This window comes from Microbacterium sufflavum (assembly GCF_023091155.1).
GTDB lineage: Bacteria > Actinomycetota > Actinomycetes > Actinomycetales > Microbacteriaceae > Microbacterium > Microbacterium sufflavum.
The window spans coordinates 856955-874840 of sequence record NZ_JAHWXK010000001.1; the positions used below are offsets into that span (position 1 = coordinate 856955).

At 69.0% G+C, this 17886-nt stretch carries 15 protein-coding genes; 4 read left to right on the plus strand and 11 right to left on the minus strand.

Annotation, left to right across the window (positions count from 1 at the left end):
- Positions 1-55 precede the first annotated feature (55 nt).
- Genes KZC56_RS04305 through KZC56_RS04320 form a run of 4 tightly spaced genes read right to left on the minus strand, consistent with a single transcriptional unit; the run spans position 56 to position 4925 of the window.
- A complete protein-coding gene (locus KZC56_RS04305; RefSeq protein ID WP_247637950.1) occupies positions 56-1747 on the minus strand; it encodes a glycoside hydrolase family 13 protein in 1692 nt (563 codons plus the stop codon).
- A 39-nt stretch (positions 1748-1786) separates the two neighbouring features.
- On the minus strand, positions 1787-2665 hold the full coding sequence (locus KZC56_RS04310) for a carbohydrate ABC transporter permease (protein ID WP_136036820.1): 879 nt from the start codon (positions 2663-2665) through the stop codon (positions 1787-1789).
- Positions 2665-3603, minus strand: a complete 939-nt coding sequence (locus tag KZC56_RS04315) for a carbohydrate ABC transporter permease (protein WP_205814395.1) — start codon at positions 3601-3603, stop codon at positions 2665-2667. The genes KZC56_RS04310 and KZC56_RS04315 overlap by 1 nt, the downstream gene beginning before the upstream one ends.
- The gene (locus KZC56_RS04320) at positions 3600-4925 is read right to left on the minus strand and encodes an ABC transporter substrate-binding protein (protein WP_372490555.1); all 1326 of its coding nucleotides are present in this window, start codon (positions 4923-4925) and stop codon (positions 3600-3602) included. The genes KZC56_RS04315 and KZC56_RS04320 overlap by 4 nt, the downstream gene beginning before the upstream one ends.
- A gap of 100 nt (positions 4926-5025) precedes the next feature.
- Here KZC56_RS04320 and KZC56_RS04325 point away from each other — a divergent pair, with 100 nt between their 5' ends.
- On the plus strand, positions 5026-6246 hold the full coding sequence (locus tag KZC56_RS04325) for an ROK family protein (protein ID WP_247637951.1): 1221 nt from the start codon (positions 5026-5028) through the stop codon (positions 6244-6246).
- 16 nt (positions 6247-6262) lie between these two features.
- On the opposite strand, the gene KZC56_RS04330 is transcribed toward KZC56_RS04325, so the two are convergent.
- Complete coding sequence (locus KZC56_RS04330; RefSeq protein WP_247637952.1) at positions 6263-7348, minus strand: serine hydrolase domain-containing protein; 1086 nt, start codon at positions 7346-7348, stop codon at positions 6263-6265.
- Positions 7349-7512: 164 nt separating this feature from the next.
- On the opposite strand from KZC56_RS04330, the gene KZC56_RS04335 reads away from it, so the two are divergent.
- Genes KZC56_RS04335 through KZC56_RS04345 form a run of 3 tightly spaced genes read left to right on the plus strand, consistent with a single transcriptional unit; the run spans position 7513 to position 9363 of the window.
- Entirely contained in the window at positions 7513-8529 is a 1017-nt protein-coding gene (locus tag KZC56_RS04335) for a quinone oxidoreductase family protein (RefSeq protein ID WP_247637953.1), read from the plus strand.
- Between the two features lie 9 nt (positions 8530-8538).
- Entirely contained in the window at positions 8539-8868 is a 330-nt protein-coding gene (locus KZC56_RS04340; RefSeq protein ID WP_247637954.1) for an NIPSNAP family protein, read from the plus strand.
- Positions 8869-8898: 30 nt separating this feature from the next.
- Positions 8899-9363 carry a MarR family winged helix-turn-helix transcriptional regulator gene (locus KZC56_RS04345; RefSeq protein ID WP_247637955.1) on the plus strand — a complete coding sequence of 155 codons (465 nt, stop codon included), beginning with the start codon at positions 8899-8901 and terminating at the stop codon, positions 9361-9363.
- A 453-nt stretch (positions 9364-9816) separates the two neighbouring features.
- Here the strand turns inward: KZC56_RS04345 and KZC56_RS17780 are convergent, their stop codons facing one another.
- The 6 genes from KZC56_RS17780 to KZC56_RS04375 all read right to left on the minus strand — a co-directional run bounded on the left by KZC56_RS17780 (position 9817) and on the right by KZC56_RS04375 (position 17876).
- Positions 9817-11055 (minus strand): PASTA domain-containing protein, encoded by a 1239-nt coding sequence (locus KZC56_RS17780; RefSeq protein WP_247637956.1) that lies wholly within the window; start codon positions 11053-11055, stop codon positions 9817-9819.
- A gap of 75 nt (positions 11056-11130) precedes the next feature.
- Positions 11131-12030, minus strand: coding sequence for a hypothetical protein (locus KZC56_RS04355; RefSeq protein ID WP_247637957.1), 900 nt, complete (start codon positions 12028-12030; stop codon positions 11131-11133).
- A 1200-nt stretch (positions 12031-13230) separates the two neighbouring features.
- On the minus strand, positions 13231-14583 hold the full coding sequence (locus KZC56_RS04360; protein WP_136032052.1) for a dihydrolipoamide acetyltransferase family protein: 1353 nt from the start codon (positions 14581-14583) through the stop codon (positions 13231-13233).
- Positions 14584-14607: 24 nt separating this feature from the next.
- Positions 14608-15573, minus strand: a complete 966-nt coding sequence (locus KZC56_RS04365; RefSeq protein ID WP_247638856.1) for an alpha-ketoacid dehydrogenase subunit beta — start codon at positions 15571-15573, stop codon at positions 14608-14610.
- Positions 15574-15584: 11 nt separating this feature from the next.
- A complete protein-coding gene (locus KZC56_RS04370) occupies positions 15585-16712 on the minus strand; it encodes a thiamine pyrophosphate-dependent dehydrogenase E1 component subunit alpha (protein ID WP_247637958.1) in 1128 nt (375 codons plus the stop codon).
- Between the two features lie 96 nt (positions 16713-16808).
- A complete protein-coding gene (locus tag KZC56_RS04375; RefSeq protein WP_247637959.1) occupies positions 16809-17876 on the minus strand; it encodes a histidinol-phosphate transaminase in 1068 nt (355 codons plus the stop codon).
- Positions 17877-17886: the final 10 nt, after the last annotated feature.

Sequence of the window (17886 nt, forward strand, 5' to 3'; positions counted from 1 at the left end):
GACGGGAAAGGCGGAGAGCGTGCGACCACGCCCTCCGCCTTTCGTCACCCCCGACTCACCCCACGAGCCCCCGCGGCGCGATCCATGCGGTCGCCTCCGCGGGCAGCGCGGAGCCGTCCAGCGCCACGGTCGACAGCACCGCGTCCTCCGCGGCCGCTCCGAGCTCGAAGGGCTCCGTGCCGAAGTTCGTCACGACCTCCCAGCCGTTCGGACGACGGAACCGCAGCACGTCCGCACGACCCGTCTCCCTCCACTCCAGGCTCTCGCCGGTCTGCAGCAACCGCCGCAGCCGCAGAGCCTCGCGGTAGAGGTTGAGCGTGGAACCGGGGTCGGCATCCTCCACCTCGACCGCAGCCGCGGCGAACCACGCGGGCTGAGGCAGATGCGCGCCGCCCTCGCCGAACCCGTACGAGCTGCCCGACGCCGTCCACGGCAGGGGCACACGGCACCCGTCGCGACCGAGACCATCGAAGTCGGCCCCGCGGAAGAACCCGGGGTCCTGCCGCTGCTCCGGCGCGATGTCGGCCACCTCGTGCAGCCCGAGCTCCTCGCCCTGATACAGGTACGCGCTGCCGGGCAGGCCGAGCAGCAGCAGGGTCGCGGCGTGCGCCCGGCGCAGTCCGCCCTCGCGGTCGAGTCCGTCCTCCGGGCCGCCGGCACGCACCCACTCCGTGCCCTGCTTCACCGCGCGACCGCGCAGCGGAGGAAGGCCGTACCGCGTGGCGTGGCGGGTCACGTCATGGTTGGACAGCACCCAGGTGGTCGACGACCCTGCCGCGTGCGCCTGGGCGAGGTTGTCGGCGATGATGCGCTGGAAGTCGCCCGCATCGAAGTCGGCCACGAGCAGATCGAAGTTGAACGCCTGGCCCAGCCCCTCCGCGGAGGCGTACTTCGCCCGGCGCTCCGGCGTCTCCACCCACGCCTCGGCGACGGCGGTGCGCGGCGGGTCGTACTCGTTGAACACCCGACGCCACTCGGCGTAGATCTCGTGCACGTCGTCGCGGTCGATCATCGGGTGGGTGCCCGAGGAGCGGTCCATCGCGTCGAGCTGGGCGCGCGACGGCAGCGGCTCGGTGAGGTCCTTCGTGAGCATGTGGGCGACGTCGATGCGGAACCCGTCGACGCCGCGGTCCGACCAGAAGCGCAGTGTCGTCAGGAAGTCCGCGCGCACCTCGGGGTGGTCCCAGTTGAGGTCGGGCTGCTCGACCGCGAAGTTGTGCAGGTACCACTGACCGTCGGCTACGCGCTCCCAGGCGCTGCCACCGAAGATCGAGATCCAGTCGGTGGGCGGCTCCGCACCGTCGGGCCCCGTGCCCTCCCGGAAGATGTAGCGCTCCCGCGCGGCCGACCCACGCCCCGCGGCGAGCGCCTCCTGGAACCACGCATGCTGGTCGGAGGTGTGGTTGGGGACGATGTCGACCACGACGCGGATGCCGCGCGCGTGCAGCGCCTCCACCATCGCGTCGAAGTCGGCCAGCGTGCCCAGGCGCGGGTCGACGTTGCGGTAGTCGGCCACGTCGTAGCCGCCGTCGGCGAGTTCGGACGGGTAGAAGGGACTCAGCCACACCGCGTCGATGCCGAGCTCGGCGAGGTAGTCGGCACGGGAGACGATGCCGGGGAGGTCGCCCAGTCCGTCGCCGTCGGCGTCGGCGAAGCTGCGAGGGTAGATCTGGTAGACGGCGGCCTGGCGCCACCAGGTCGCGGTCTTGTCGTCTTCGCGGGTCTCGGTGAGCAGCGAATCGGTCATGAGGGGTTGGAACTCCTTGCTTTCTTGCGGTGGTCGGTGTCAGCCCTTGACGGCACCCTGCGTGACGCCCTCCATCACCCAGCGCTGAGTGAAGAGGTAGGCGACGATCGCGGGGGCCATCGCCATGAGGTACGAGGCGAAGGCGACGTTGTAGTTGTTGCTGAACTGGTTCTGGAAGAGGTTCTGCCGCACCGGCAGCGTCTGCAGTGCCGGGTCGGAGATGATGAGCGACGGCATCATGAAGTCGTTCCAGGCGTAGAGGAACGCGAAGATGCCGACGGTCGCGCTCATGGGCGCGAGCAGCGGGAAGATCAGCCGCCAGAAGGTCTGCCACGTGGTCGCCCCGTCGATGCGGGCGCTCTCCTCCAGCTCGATCGGGATCGACCGCAGGAACGCCGTGAACAGCAGCACGCTGAAGCTCAGCTGGAACATCGTGGCGAGGATGATCACGCCGAACGGGTTGTCGAGTCCGACGCGTCCGGTGAGCTGGATCTGCGGCAGCGCCACGACCGGGAAGGGGATGAACATCGCCGCGAGCAGGTAGAAGAAGGAGTACCGGAACAGCCGGCGGTCCCAGTTGCGCACGATCGCGTACGAGGCGAAGGCCGCGAGCACGATCGTGGCGACGACCGTTCCCGCCGTGACGAGCAGGGAGATGCCGGCACCGACGGGGAACTTCGTGAGGTTCCAGGCCTGCACGAATCCGTCGAAGCTGAACGGCGCGGGGAACGAGAACGCGTTGCCGTCGACGGCCTGACCGGTGGTCTTGAACGCCATCGAGATCGTGACGTACAGCGGGATGAGGACCGTCGCGGTGCAGAGGATCAGGATGATGGTGCCCGACCAGTTGACGCGCTCCATCTTCTCGCGCTTCTTCCGGCCGCCGGCCGGGGCCGTGGTGAGGGTCTGCGTGGTCATCAGAACGTGTTCCTTCCGCGGGTCAGCGAGAGCTGGAAGACCGAGATGAGCACGGCCACGATGAAGAAGATCGTGGCGTTGGCCATCTGGTAGGCGTAGTCGCCGCCGTTGAAGCCCGCGATGATCGTCATGGCCACGCTGCGGGTGGCGGTGCCCGGTCCGCCGTTCGTGAGGCCGACGATGATGTCGTAGGCGTTGAGGAAGCCCTTGAACCCGAGGATCACGTTGATCACGACATACCCGGCGACGAGCGGGATGGTGATGCGGGTGAGCTGCTGCGTGCGGCTGGCCCCGTCGATGCTGGCCGCCTCGTACACCTCGCCCGGCACCGACAGCAGACCGGCGATGTAGATGAGCAGCGTGCCGGGCACGGCCTGCCACGCGGTGACGATGACGATCGCGACCCACGCGAGGTCGGGGTTGGCGAGCAGGCTGGTCTGCAGCCACTCGATCCCCGTCGCGGCCCCCGCCGCGGGCAGCGAGTTGGAGAACAGGAAGTTGAAGACGTAGGCGATGATGATGCCCGAGATCACCATCGGGATCACGAAGATCGTCCGCAGCCCGGTCTTGAAGCGGATGCGGGAGGTGAGCCCGACCGCGAGGAGGAACGCGATCACGTTCACCACGATCACGGTCGCGATGGAGAAGCCGAACGTGAACAGGTAGCTCTGCAGGATCGCGGGATCGCTGAACAGGGCGATGTAGTTGGTGAGGCCGTTGAAGCTCCATTCACCGATGCCGATCGAGTCGGTGAAGCTGAAGAAGATGCCGATCACGCCGGGGACGGTGATCGCGAGCGTGAAGATCACCAGGGTCGGCAGCAGGAAGAGGTAGTAGATCGGCTCGACGCGGCGGGTGTGCCGGCGGAGCTTCCGCTCGCCGCCCGTCACGATCGCGGTGGTGCTGGCACCGGTGTCGGTGGCGGTGGTGGTGGTCATGGCGCGGACTCCTCTGTCTCGGCCGATGCGGAATCCTGCGAGGTCGGGATGGGAGCGCGGAAGGCGATACGGGCCCAGTCGGCGTCCATCGTGCGGAGGATCGACGACGGCGCGGCGCCGAGCACCATGGCCTGCGCATAGTTGAAGATCGGCAGGGTCTTCGGAACGAGCACGGACGGGCCCTGGTAGATCTTGCCGTCGTCGTAGTACGGGATCATGCCCTCGATGCGCGGGTCGTCCGGCGCTGCCGCGTCGGTCGTCGGGGTGAATCCGAGCTGCGAGGCGTTGTACTCCTCGATGTTCTCGGGGAGGTAGAGGTACTCGAGGAAGTCGCGGGCGGCCTCCTGGTGCCGGGACTCCACGGGGATCATCGCCGCGAGGTCCATGTTCACCCGCACCGCGAGGTCGTCGGGATCGTCGGTCATGGGCAGCGGGAAGGTGCCCAGGGGCAGATCGGGAGCGGTCTTCGCGATCTCGCTGAACGCCCACGGCCCCTGCAGGTACATCGCCGCCTCGCCCTTCGCGAAGGCGAGGTTGCCGTCGCCGTAGCCGCGACTCGCGGCGTCGTCATTGGTGTAGTCGTTCGCGAGCTGCATCATCTTGTCCATCGGCTCGGCGAAGTCCTTCTGGAACGACACCTCGGAGTCGGGACCGACGTCGGTGCCCTCGGCGGCGAGGGCGTCGAAGAATTCGAGCACGTCGAGGGAACCGCCGACCGCGTAGTCGTACCAGCCCTGCGCCACGGTCCAGTCGTCTTTGAAGGTGCCGTAGAAGGGGTCGATGCCCGCCTCGCGCAGCTGGTCGCACACGGCGATCAGCTCGTCCCAGGTCTGCGGCACCTCGAGCCCCTGCTCGTCGAAGATCTGCGTGTTGTAGATGACGGAGGCGGCCATGACCGAGTACGGCAGGGCACTCGTTCGGCCCTCGCACGAGCCGTACTGGTCCATCAGCGGCTGCAGGTCGTCGCGGATGCCCGCCGCAGTCTCGGTGTCGGAGAGGTCGGTGAGCGCGCAGCGCTGCACGAACCGGGCGACCTCGTAGTTGTAGTTCGCGAGCATGATGTCCGGCGGGTTGCCACGGACGAAGCTGGCAGAGACGACGTCGACGCCCGAGGTGTCGATCTCGACGCGGACGTCGTTCTGGGAGGCGTTGTAGTCCGCGACCAGGTCGGTCATGAACGGGATGGCCTCGCGCTTGCTGAAGGTGAAGCGGATGGTCTCCGGCCCGTCCCCTGCCGCGCAGCTCGTGAGCGCGACACCGGCGAGAACCAGGCCGAGCGCTCCGGCGATCCCGCGCAGCGGGCGTGTTCGTCGTGCAGACACCGTTGTCCTTCCGTCGGTAGATCTGCGGACTAAATCTAGTGAGCGAATCTAGTCCGTCAGGAGGTACTGTCTCATCTGGGCGACAGAAAGGTCAAGGGGAGTGGCGGAGGTCTCGGCGGGATTGGGCACCGGGCGCGCGAGCGTCGGCGCCGTCCTCGACTTCGCCTGGACCGCCAGCGAGTTCACCGCCACCGAGGCCATGGCCGGCACCTCCCTCACCCGCTCGACCGCGATCGACGCGATCGACACCCTCGTGGGCGCCGAGGTGCTGCGCGAGCTGCCCAACGCCAGGGCCACGGGCGACTACCGCGCCGGACGCCCCGCCCGACGGTTCGCCCTCTCCCCCGACCTCGGCGTGGTGATCGGCGTCGACGCGGGCGACACCCACCTCGCGGTCACGGTCGCCGACCCGCTCGACCGCACGCTCGTGCATCACCGCACCGAGCTCGACCCGACCCAGAGCGCCGAGGCCCGCCGGGCCACGATCGTCGAGCGGATGCAGGCCGCCCGCAGCGAGGCCGGGGTCGACGCGGACCACGTGCTCGCGGTGTGCGTCGGCGTCGCCGCCCCGGTCGACCGCGACGGCATCTCCCCGCCGCACCCCCAGGGTTTCTGGGAGCGCACCAACCCCGGCCTCGCCGCGGCCCTGCACGACTGGGCACCCGTGGTCGAGGTGAAGAACGACGCCCAGCTCGCCGCGATCGCCGAGGGCACGCTCGGCGCCGCGCAGGACTGCCGCGACTACGTGGCCCTGCTCGCCAGCGAACGCTTCGGCGGCGGAGTCGTCGTCGACGGGCACGTGCTGCACGGGGCCCACGGCGGCGTGGGCGAGGGCGTGGTGTTCGACCACATCGTCGGCGTCGGCTCGGCGTTCGGGCTCCGCTATGCCCTGCAGGACCAGGCACGCGCCGCCGTCGAGTCGGGAGAGGCCGCGACCGACGGCTCCCTCGGACGGCTCGTGGCGGACGGCCCCGTGGAGCCACGGCTCGTGCTCACCCTCGCCGCCTCCGGCGACCCCGACGCGCTGCGGGTCGCCGAGCGGGTGGGCGCCACGGTCGCCCGTGTGGTCGGCGTGCTCGGCAGCATGTACGACCCCGCCCGCGTGATCGTGTGCGGCGCGGTGGCCGAGAGCGTGGAGCCGGTGCTCGCCGCCGCCCGCCGCATCCTCCCCGCGGAACTGCACCTGCCGGCGCCCGAGATCCTCGCGTCGTCGCTCGGTGCAGAGGTCGTGTCGGTGGGCGCCGTCGCGACCGCCCGCCGCGCCGCCCGGGAGCACGCCGTGCCGCTGCTCGCGGCCCGGCGCCTGCGCACGACCGCCTAGAGCGCGACCGCCCAGGTCACGGGGTGCGGGGCGACGCCGCCGTCGCCTCCGGCGGCTCGGGAGTGTGCGCCTCGGCGGTCTCGTCCGCGCGCGACTCGACCGCCGACGCCTCGGCGGCCAGGTAGCGGGCGGCAAAGGAGTCGATGCGGCGAGGGGTGGCCGTGAGCGCGACGACCGCCCGGCCGGTGCCCGGCTGCACCGTGAACTGAGCCTGCGACCCCCAGGTGCCCCCGGTGTGCTCGATCACGGGCGCCGGACCCGAGCCCACCAGGAACCAGCAGAGCCCGAGCTGCAGGTCGTCCTTGAGGCGGTGGTGCGGGGTGACGGCCAGGCGCAGTCCCTCGGCGACCTCCGCGGGCGCCGGGCCGAGCAACGCGTCCGCCAGCCGCTGCAGGTCGTCGAGCGTGGAGGCGTACATGCCCGCGGCCGGCATCGCGTCCTTCAGGTAGGGCAGCCCGACGCCCTTGCCGTTCGTGGGCCGCTCCACCACATCCGGACCCGCGGTCGGCCGATCGAGTCCGGTCCTGGTCATGCCGAGCGGATCGAGGAGCCGCTCGCGCATCAGCTCCGCGAACGGCACCCCGGTCACGGCGGCGAGTGCGTCGCCCAGGAGCCCGACGCCCATGCTGGAGTAGCGGAAGCGGCCGTCTCGACGCGCGCGTCCGGCGCTGGCCGACAGCAGCTCGCGGTAGTGGTCGTCGTCCACACCGCGCCACGGGTCCTTGACGCTGAACCCCAGCGCGGTGGCGAGTTCGCGTCGCGCGAGCCGCCGCGGCGTGTTCGGCAGTCCGGAGCGATGGGTCGCCAGGTCGAGCAGCGTGGGCGCGGCCCCTCGCCACGGAAGGGGCTCACCGCGCGCGTCGTCGATCGGCTGCTCCGCGTCCACGTCGCCGGCGGCGAGGAGCACGCCGAACAGGGAGCCCGTGAGCGCCTTGCTCACCGAGCCGATCTCGAAGCGCGCGCGTGTCGCCTCCACCGGATAGGCCACCTGCGTCCACTCCCCGGAGCTCCCGCGGAGGGCTGCCGCGACGGAAGCCTCAGCCGAGCCGGCGAGCGTCGCCAGCTCCGTCGCCGGGTCTGCGAACCCCTCGCTGCGCTGCATCGATCATCCCCTGCCGTGTGGTCGTGCGCTGTGCTTCCACCGTAGGGAGGGCCTGCGGGCACGCACATCCACCGGCAGGCGGACCCGCACGAAGGGTCGGCGTTAGTGCTTGATCGGCTAAAGCACTTGTGATGTAGTTGAGTCACTCAAGTAAAGGAGCACCCATGCCCGCATCGCCGACCGTTCCCCCGCGCATGAACGCGATCGTGCTCGACCAGTTCGGAGACGAGGACGAACTCCGGTCGCGCGAGATCGCCGTCCCCGAGATGGGCCCGAGCGACGTGCTCCTCCGTGTGCACGTCGCCGCCGTGGCCTCGTGGGACGCGCTCGAGCGCCGCGGCGATTACGACGGAGTCTTCGGCATCCCGTCGCGCTTTCCCTACGTGCTCGGGTGGGACGCGGCGGGGACCGTGGCGGCGGTCGGCAGCGAGGTCACGCGCTTCGCGGTCGGCGATCGGGTCTATGCGGCATCCACCCCGGTGCCGCGCGGGGGCTTCTACGCAGAGTACGGCGTCGTCGACGAAGAGCACGTCGCGCACGTACCCGCGCGTCTATCCCTCGAGCAGGCGGGCGTGGTGGCGTGGGACGCCCTCACCGCGCAGAGCGGCCTCGATGCACTCGACCTCGACCGCGGACAGACGCTCCTGGTGTTCGGCGCCAGCGGCGGCATGGGGCACATGGCGGTGCAGCTGGCACGCCAGCGTGGCCTGCGTGTGCTCGCGGCGTCGTCCGGCGCGGATGGTGTCGCCCTCTCGCGCGAGCAGGGTGCCGACGCGGTCGTCGACGGTCGCGCGGAGGACGTGCTGGTCGCGGCGAAGGAGTTCGCCCCGGACGGCATCGACGGCGCCCTGGTCACGGCGGGCGGCCCCATGGCGGAGCGCGCCCTGCAGGCCCTCGCGCCGTCGGGGCGGGTGGCGTGGCCGCACGGGGTCCATCCGCTGCCCGTCACCGCGCCTGCCGTGCCGATCCTCTCGTTCGACGGCGACCGCTCGCGAGCCGCGCTCGACCGCCTCAACGCCGTCATCGAGTCGGGGTCGTTCACGCCCCACGTCGCCCGGCGATTCCCGCTGTCGCAGGTGCGGGATGCCCACCGCGCGCTCCGCGATCACTACGTCGGCAAACTGGCGCTGATCATCCGCGACCACGGGCTCCTCCCGCCGGCGGTCGCGGGTCGGCCGTAAGGTGTGTCCGTGATCACCTGCGTCGTGACGTACACGGTCGACCCCGCCCGCATCGAGGCATTCGAGAGGTTCGCCCGCGCGTGGATGGATCTCGTGACTCGCCACGGCGGCATCCACCACGGGTACTTCCTGCCGTCGGAGGGGAAGAGCGACGAGGCGCTGGCGCTGTTCACGTTCCCCTCGCTCGCAGCCTACGAGGTCTACCGCGAGCGCTTCGGCGTCGATCCGGAGTTCATCGCCGCAGACCGGATCCGCGACGAGAGCGGCTGCGTCCTCCGCTACGAGCGCACCTTCATGCGCCCACTGCTGCCCGCGGAGGCTCCCGAGCTTCGCGATTGATTGATCACCTCAAGCGTTTAGGATCGGGGCATGGCAGTCACCCACCGCGTCGCGACCGCGACCACGGAGGCAGAAGAGGTTCTCCTCGACCTGGTGAACGCGTACGAGCAGGCGTTCGACCGCGCCGCCGAATCCGTCGGACTCAGCGCTGCCCAGGCTTGCGTCCTCGGGCGGCTCTCCCGATCCCGGTCGATGGGCGGGCTCGCGGTCGAGCTCGAGTGCGACGCATCGAACATCACGCAGATCGTCCGTCGCCTCGACGGCGCGGGCCTCACCTACCGAGAGGCCGCCGCCGAGGACAAGCGCGTCCGGATGGTGGCCCGCACCCCGAAGGGCGACGCTCTCGACCGCGACTTCGGGCGTGCCTTCTCGTTCGCACGGGAGGCGCTCGCGCGACTGTCCGACGAGGAGCAGGGCCTCCTCACCGCGCTCCTGCGCAAAGCGCTCCCGCCGGCGGGAGACCCGAGGCCTGACTCAGTTATGAGTCGGCCCTAATCCTGATCCAGATCCGTCGCATTTGCGCCAGGCGCAAACTGAGCTCGTCAGGAATACCATGTCGGCGGGATCGTCAAACTAAGTGATCCGATGCGACGCCTGCTCGCTTCGGGGCACTGGAGTCCACCGCTTAGGTATCCGGAATCACTACCGGGATGAGACTCAGGGTCACGATCTGCGCCGCGATGGCTGCCCAGGCGGAGATCGCATCATCCTCTGCCTCGTCAGTAAGCGCCCCTCAGCCCCTGCGGCTCAACGAAGCCGCCGAACACGAACCGGCCAGCGACGCTCTCGGAGAAGAGCCGGGCACTCCCCTCACGTGAGAATCAACCGGCCTCGCCGATAACATCAGCTCAGCTAGCTCGAACAGGACAGTAGAATCGGGGATCGACGCGGTAACGTCGTCCGGCGCCGCAACTGAAGACCATTCGCCGATCAGAGCAGCGCCTCAGACTAGCCGCAACTGACGACCGCGTAGCGGCCGGTTGACGTCGCCGTCTTTACGAGTTGGCCATTGACGTAGATGTTGCAGGTGATGCTGTCGCCGTCCATGATCTGCGCGTTGAAGTTTCGGTACCCTGAGGCCGTCGGCCAAGACATCCGCCACGGAAGTGGGGTGTCACCCGCCTGGCTGATACTAAAGCTATTCGGCGGAACCCAGGTGACTGTGCCGCGACTCCCGTTCGAAATAACTTCGTACACGGTGGACGGTGGCTCGAGTGTGATGGTCACAGTGCTGCCTGGTTCGACGACGGTGCCCGCGGCAGGGTCTTGACCCGCAACCGCCTGCGAGCTGGACTTCGAGCCAGTCACGGTCAGCTTGGCGTTCGAGAGTTTAGTGGTCGCGGCGAGGTCCGGCATCCCGACGACGCTCGGTATCTGCACCCCCCAGGACAGTGTGACCGTACTGGCCACGGGAAGCTTGCCGTCAATGATCTCCGGTTCGGTCGCCGTCACGACCCAGGAGGGGTCGTACGGGTCGCCAGGGTCAGAGGTCACCACCGCCAGGAACCCGGCGGCCGTGAGCGTGTCCATCGCTCCCTGCAGGTTAGTACCGATAACCGCGGGGGCGTCGACGCGGGGGCGCTCGAGTGTGACCTTAACGTTTGATCCGGCGGTCGAGGTTCCGCGCTCGGCTTGGGTGAGGACCGTCCAGTCCTCGTGTCCGTCGACGACGGTGTCGGAGATGTCAGACGGGAGCACCTCGAGTGCGACTTCGGCGCCTGCGTCGACCGCATCGCCATAGGTCATCCCTTCCATGTCCGGGATCGACACTTCGGAAGGAACCACCTCAAGTGTTATGACCTGGTCCGCATGAACACGCTCGTCACCGGCTGGGATTTGAGAAGTCACCACGCAGAACGTCGGCCCGCGGTCGTCGTCTTCGCAGAACGAAGAGTCCGAGTGGAAGACGCTCCGGAGCGCGACGCCATCAAGCGCCGCCGTCGCGTCCGCGAGGCTTTGCTGTTCGACGACGGGGACCGACACCCGGGTGACTTGGTCGACGATGATTAACGCGACGAGCCCGAGCGCGACCACTCCTACGACGATAACTCCGCCGATAAGGATCGAGCGCTTACGGATCCGGGAACGAATGCGGCGCAAGAGCGTGCCGCGTTCAGTGGCTTGTGCTTCCGGATCGTCACTGGGTACCTGCTTGTCGGGTCCTGCTCCCGAAGACTCATCCACCACCGTTGCTCCTTAGGTCCAGGGGTAGCTGGGGCGGGAGTGCCGGCATGTGCGACCCGGCCCTCCCCTGCTCGCGCGTCATTTAATCGTGACGAAGACGGTGTCGGCGAACATGCCGGGGTTGATGGCGAGGACGCCGTCAGCAGGGGTGGGCACCTGGATGGCGTTGTTGCCCGTCGCGGAAGCACCCGTGTAGAGGGTGGACATGGTGTCGAGGGCGTCGGGGGCGACGACGAGCTTGTCGAACGGATTCACCGTCACGCCCGCGGCGGTGACGTACTCCATACCGACAAACGTCGGCATCCCGCCTTCGGGGTCGTCGCCGATGAACGTGACCGTGTAGTTGATGAGGATGTACTCGGTACCCGCGTCGGGCGCCTCGTTGAACATGTTCTCGTTCACGATTTGATCCGTCGCACCAAGCGTGACGGAGTTCACGATGACGGTCCATTCGTCGGAGGAGAACGGGACACCCAGCGGAAGCGGGTTCTCGCGAGTGCCAGCCTCGGCCGGCTTCTCTTCCTCAGCCGCCGCGGCACCCGTCTCCTCCGTGACGGTGGTCGGTGCACCGACCTGGACATCGGATCCGCCGAATGCGTCCGTGAAGGCCGTCGCGACGACGACGGTGAAGACGATGACGCCGACGATGGTACCCACGATGGACACGATGATGGCAGTGACACCCTGCCACTTCACCTTGCCCTTCAGGAACAGGGACACGATCCCCAAAATGAAACCGATGGGAAGGAGCACCCAACCGACGATGAGAGCGCCCGGGATGCAGGCGAAGACGAAGCCGACGGCCGACACAATCAGAGCAATCAGCGCCAGGACGTTGCGCTGATTGACGGGGGCCGGCGGGTAGGCAACGCCTGGTGCGGGCTGTACGTATGCTGGCGCATCGTGCCGGGCCTGGCCGTGCGTGGGGGCGACTGGTGCGGGCTGCGGGTCGGGGGCCGGGGGCGGGACGTTGGTCATGATTCTCCTATGGCTGTGTTCTCGCGGGGGCGCGCGCGAATGGCGCGGGACCGCGGCCCCCGTGAAACCCCCAAAGCCCAGTCGGGCACCTTCAACGTAGCGGCGGACTCAGACGTTTCACAGTGAATTGATATAACGATATGGGTGCAGCGGCCAGCGTGCCCTGCCTGCTGATGCGGCCCTACACGTGGGGGCCTGGCTGTCGGGATACAACTCCGCCTTCAATCCCTGCCTGACTTCATCGAGAAGCTCAAAGAGGTTGCCCGCGGCGTGCACGAAGTTCTCTGCTATTGCGCGCGAAGGGAGCGTCAGTACATCCGAGACCAAGATGCTCCTTCTGCAGGTTATGCAAGTGGAGAGCAATTCTCCTCACCTCAGTGGTCACCACGCCCCGTTCGCTCAGGGCCTCGACGACCGCGGCGACGTTGCGTGAGTGGTTGTCGCTGAACCCGAGCATTCGTCGATGTCCAGGGTGGTTTCTTCTAGTCGGTCCCAGGCGTTGGTCATTGCGATGACATTCGGATCGACACGCCCTGAGCGCGGCAGCCATACAGTGTTTCGAGGCTCGCATGTCTCGCGCGGGGGCCCCTTGCCGTCCGCAGAAGCGACGGCACTGACAGACGCGTCCGCGAGCTCGCGTGCTTCGTACTCGAGTTCCGCGCTGGCGCCGGAGCCCGTCGCCTTCCGAAGGCGCTCCAACATCAGTTATGGGTCAGCCTTTGTCCTGATCCAGATTCGTCATATCTGAGCCAGGCAAACACTGGAGTCGCTGAGAACCCCGTTCGGCCGGGAGCGTCAAACTATGTGATCCGGTGTAGCCCGCGCCGAAGACATGGGCCTAGCGTCCAGATCGTCGATCCTGCCAGCAGGCACATCGGACAGACTAAGGAACCACCGCACGGACAACAACGGGCGGGTCGTCCGGTACTGGAGTTGCCCATCGCGTCACATGAGCGATGCCAAGTGGGATAAGTCCCACGTGGGCTATAACGAACGCGTCTCTGAACACAGTTACCGCTCCCCGGCGAGTACGTGAGGTCGCATGCGTGGCAATGACGTGCTCCCGCAACTCCTTGCGGGCGGCGTGCTTCGATGCACTGTACTTCCACGCATCGACCTGGCTCACCTTCTTCGAAGCGACCGCCACTCCAGCGAACGCGAGCACCGCAAAGATCTCGATGACAAGGCCGACGAACCACATCAGTCCACGAGGAGCGCGGGCTCCTCCAGGACGGAGGCGACGTCGGCGACGAAGCGGCTCATGCCGTCGCCGTCGATCACACGGTGGTCGAACGAGCCGGCGACCGTGGTCACCCAGCGCGGACGCACCTCACCGTCGACGACCCACGGCTTCTGACTGATCGTGCCCATCGCCACGATGCCCGCCTCGCCCGGGTTGATGATCGGCGTTCCCGCATCCATCCCGAACACACCGATGTTCGTGATGGTGATGGTCCCGCCCTGCTGGTCGGCCGGAGGCGTCTTGCCCTCCCGCGCCGTCAGGGTCAGCCGGTTCAGGGCTCGGGCGAGCTCCTTCATGCTGAGGTCCTGGGCGTCCTTGATGTTCGGCACGAGCAGGCCGCGCGGCGTGGCGGCCGCGATGCCCAGATTCACGTAGTGACGGACGGCGATCTCGGCCCCGGCCTCCGTATCGATCCACGCGGCGTTGACCATCGGGGTGCGTCGCACCGCCCAGATCACCGCGCGTGCCATGAGCAGCAGCGGCGAGACCTTGATGTCGGCATAGTCCGGCGACGCCTTGAGGCGCTTCACGAGCTCCATCGTGCGGGTCGCGTCGACCTCCTTCCACACCGTCACGTGCGGGGCCGAGTACGCACTCTGCACCATCGCCGACGACGTGGCCTTGCGCACGCCCTTCACCGGGATCGATTCGGTGCGGTCGTCGCCCGCCGCCGAGGGCCGGGTGGCCGTGAGGCCCCGCGCCAACCCGGACGGCGCCGCCGATGGAGCGGGCACCGTCTCCTCGCGCACACTCCCCCACTCGGGCGTCTCGATGTTGCGGAACACGCTGGCCTGCGAGGCGTGCTTCACCACGTCGTCCCGGGTGACCTCGCCGTCCGCACCCGTCGGGGTGACCGTGGTGAGGTCGACGCCGAGGTCGCGGGCGAGCTTGCGGATGGGCGGCTTCGCGATCACGCCCACCGACGACCGCACGGGGCGCTCGGCCGGACGCTTGCGGCGCGACGTCGCCCCGCCGCCCGAACCGTAGCCGACCAGCACCGAGCCGCCACCCTCCTCGGGAGCGGGTGCTTCGGCCGTGACGACGGCGCCGGGACCGGCGTCATCGCGGGCGTCCGTCACGAACGTGATGATGGGGGTCCCGACCTCGACCGTCGCTCCCTCGTCGACGAGCAGCTCACCCACGACGCCCGCGTGCGGAGAGGGCAGCTCGACCAGCGACTTCGCGGTCTCGATCTCGCAGATCACATCGTTGATGGCGACCCGGTCGCCCGGTGCCACCTTCCACGCGACGATCTCCGCCTCGGTCAGACCCTCACCGACATCGGGAAGGGGGAAGTTCTGCGTGCTCATGCGTGATCCTCTCGTGGACCGGATTCAGTAGGCGAGGGAGCGGTCGACGGCCTCGAGGATGCGGTCGGCATCCGGCAGGTACGCGCCCTCCAGCTTGGCGGCAGGGAACGGCGTGTCGTAACCCGACACCCGCAGCACGGGAGCCTCGAGCGCATAGAACGCGCGCTCCATCACGGTCGCCGCGATCTCGCTGCCGAGGCTCGTGTGACCGGGAGCCTCCTGCGCGTAGACCATGCGGCCGGTCTTGCGCACCGAGCCCAGGATGGGGTCGTAGTCGACCGGCGACAGCGACCGCACGTCGACGACCTCGCAGCTCGTGCCCTCGGCCTCCGCGAGCGCCGCGGCCTGCAGCAGCGTGGTGACCATCGCGCCGTGGCCCACGAGGGTCACGTCGCTGCCGGTGCGCACCACCCGGGACGAGTGCAGCGGCACGGCCGACGCGTCGAGCTCGACCTCCCCCTTGGGCCAATACCGGCTCTTGGGTTCGAGGAAGACCACCGGGTCGTTCGACGCGATGGCCTCCTGGATCATCCAGTACGCGTCGTTCGCGGTCGACGGCGACACCACGCGCAGACCGGGGGTATGCGTGAAGTACGCCTCGGGGCTCTCCTGGTGGTGCTCGACCGCGCCGATGTGCCCGCCGTAGGGGATGCGGATCACGATCGGCAGGCTGAGCGAACCCGCGTGGCGGTTGGTGAGCTTCGCGAGCTGCGTCGTGATCTGGTCGAACGCCGGGAACACGAACCCGTCGAACTGGATCTCGACCACCGGACGGAACCCGGCCATCGCCAGGCCGATCGCGGTGCCGACGATGCCCGACTCCGCCAGCGGCGTGTCCAGCACCCGCCGGTCGCCGAAGTCGCGCTGCAGGTGCTCGGTGATGCGGAACACACCCCCGAGCTTCCCGATGTCCTCGCCCATCAGGAGGACCTTCGGGTCGTCCTCCATCGCCTTGCGCAGCCCCGCGTTCAGCGCCTTGCCGAGCGGCATCGTCTCCAGGGTCACCGGGCGTCTCCTTCGAACGAGGCCTCGTACTGCGCACGCCACGCCTTCTGCTGATCGATCAGCGGGTGCGGGTCGCTGTAGACGTGGTCGAACATCTCGTCGGGGTCGGGCATGCCGAGGGTCACCGTGCGCGCGCGCAGATCCTCCGCGGCGTCGGCCGCCTCCGCGTCGACCTCGTCGAAGAACCGCGCTGAGGCGCCGCGATTCTCCAGGAACGCGCGCATGCGCACGATCGGATCGCGTCCCTCCCACATCAGCTCTTCGTCGTTGCCGCGGTACTTGGTGGGGTCGTCGCTCGTGGTGTGCGCACCCAGCCGGTAGGTCACGGCCTCAATCGCGCGCGGACCGCCGTCCGCGCGTGCCTCGTCGAGCGCCACGCGGGACACCGCGTAGCTGGCGAGCACGTCGTTGCCGTCGACGCGCACGCTGGGAATGCCGTATCCGGCGCTGCGCTGCACGAGCGGCACGCGCGACTGCGTGGTCACGGGCACCGAGATCGCCCAGTGGTTGTTCTGCAGGAAGAACACCGTCGGAGCCTGGTAGCTCGCGGCGAAGACCATGGCCTCGTGCACGTCGCCCTGGCTGGAGGCTCCGTCGCCGTAGTAGACGATGACGGCCTCGTCCCGCTCGGGGTCGCCGGTGCCCGAGCGTCCGTCGAACGCGACCCCCATCGCGTAGCCCGCCGCGTGCAGCACTTGCGAGCCCAGCACCAGGGTGTACAGCCGCGTGTTGCCGTTCTTCGGGTCGGTGGGGTCCCAGCCGCCGTGCGAGACACCGCGCATCAGCTTGATGATGTCGAGCGGGTCGACGCCGCGGATGCGCGTGACCGCGTGCTCACGGTACGACGGGAAGATCGTGTCCTGCGCGCGGGCGGCGCGACCGGAGCCGACCTGCGCCGCCTCCTGGCCGCGGCTCGGGGGCCAGAGGGCGAGCTGCCCCTGGCGCTGCAGGTTCGTCGCCTGGGTGTCGATGGCCCGGATGCTCACCATGTCGCGGTAGAACTGCTCGAGCTCGGCGTCGGGGATCGCCTCGACGAGCGGCAGATACTGTTCGGCCTCCGCCGTGGGCGCGACCTTTCCGGTCTCGTCCAGCACGCGTACGAGGGGGGTCTCTGGGGTGCTCACGGGCCCCACGCTACCCGTGCCGGCATTCCGGGTCACGCATACCTAGGGCCCCCTCGTATCTTCGCGGAAGCCCGAGATTCCGCGGATCCCGGGGTGTCAGCGCTGCGCTGCGGCGACCTCCAGCACGAGGTCGAGCGACTCCTCCTCGCCGACCGAGATGCGGATCCCGTCGCCCGAGAAAGGCCGCACGATGAGGTCGGCGGCCACGAAAGCGGCGGCCACCTCGTCGGTGCGCTCCCCGGTGGGCAGCCACACGAAGTTGGCCTGCGAGTCGGGCACGCCCCAGCCGAGCGCGCGGAGCCCGGCCACCAGGCGCTCACGGCGCTCCACGATGACCGCGACGCGCTCGAGCAGTTCGTCCTCGGCGTCGAGGCTGGCGATCGCGGCGCTCTCGGCGGCGGACGTGACCGACAGCGGGATACCCGTGGTGCGTGCCGCGTCGAGCACCTTCTCGTGCCCGATCGCGTAGCCCACGCGGAGACCGGCCAGGCCGTACGCCTTGGAGAAGGTGCGCAGCACGACCACGTTCGGGTGCCGCTCGAACACGCGGGCGGCGAGACCGTCGACGGCGTCGGGTGCGGTCACGAACTCGGCGTACGCCTCGTCGAGGATCACGAGCACGTCGGCCGGAACGCGGTCGATGAAGCGGTCGAACTCCGACGCCGTGATGATCGGGCCGGTCGGGTTGTTGGGCGTGCACAGGATGATGGCGCGCGTGCGGTCGGTCACCGCCGCGGCCATCGCGTCGAGGTCGTGCCGCGCATCGGCCGTGAGCGGCACCTGCACGCCGGTCGCCCCGGCCACGAGCGGCAGGCTCGGGTACGCCTCGAACGACCGCCACGCGTAGACCACCTCGTCGCCGGCCGACGCGGTCGCGAGGATCAGCTGGTGCAGGATCGACACGCTCCCCGAGGCGACGTGCACCTCGTCGGGCCGCACGCCGTAGCGCGCACCGAGACGCTCCCGCAGCCGCCCGGCCGTGGCGTCCGGGTAGCGGTTGATCGGGGTGGTGCGCTGCAGCGCGTCGACGACCGAGGGCAGCGGCTCGAACGGGTTCTCGTTGCTGGACAGCTTGAAGGCCTCGGGCCCCGCCTGCTTCCCCTGCCGATACGGCGCGAGGGCGGCGATGGCGGGACGGATGCGGGGCAGGATGGGCTCGGTCACGCGTCGAGTC

What these genes read in the sequence shown, in the direction of transcription:
- KZC56_RS04305 (WP_247637950.1), bottom strand. Translation starts at nt 1,747, where the DNA reads ATGACCGATTCGCTGCTCACCGAGACCCGCGAAGACGACAAGACCGCG.
- KZC56_RS04310 (WP_136036820.1), bottom strand. Translation starts at nt 2,665, where the DNA reads ATGACCACGCAGACCCTCACCACGGCCCCGGCCGGCGGCCGGAAGAAG.
- KZC56_RS04315 (WP_205814395.1), bottom strand. Translation starts at nt 3,603, where the DNA reads ATGACCACCACCACCGCCACCGACACCGGTGCCAGCACCACCGCGATC.
- KZC56_RS04330 (WP_247637952.1), bottom strand. Translation starts at nt 7,348, where the DNA reads ATGCAGCGCAGCGAGGGGTTCGCAGACCCGGCGACGGAGCTGGCGACG.
- KZC56_RS04335 (WP_247637953.1), top strand. Translation starts at nt 7,513, where the DNA reads ATGCCCGCATCGCCGACCGTTCCCCCGCGCATGAACGCGATCGTGCTC.
- KZC56_RS04345 (WP_247637955.1), top strand. Translation starts at nt 8,899, where the DNA reads ATGGCAGTCACCCACCGCGTCGCGACCGCGACCACGGAGGCAGAAGAG.
- KZC56_RS04355 (WP_247637957.1), bottom strand. Translation starts at nt 12,030, where the DNA reads ATGACCAACGTCCCGCCCCCGGCCCCCGACCCGCAGCCCGCACCAGTC.
- KZC56_RS04360 (WP_136032052.1), bottom strand. Translation starts at nt 14,583, where the DNA reads ATGAGCACGCAGAACTTCCCCCTTCCCGATGTCGGTGAGGGTCTGACC.
- KZC56_RS04365 (WP_247638856.1), bottom strand. Translation starts at nt 15,573, where the DNA reads ATGCCGCTCGGCAAGGCGCTGAACGCGGGGCTGCGCAAGGCGATGGAG.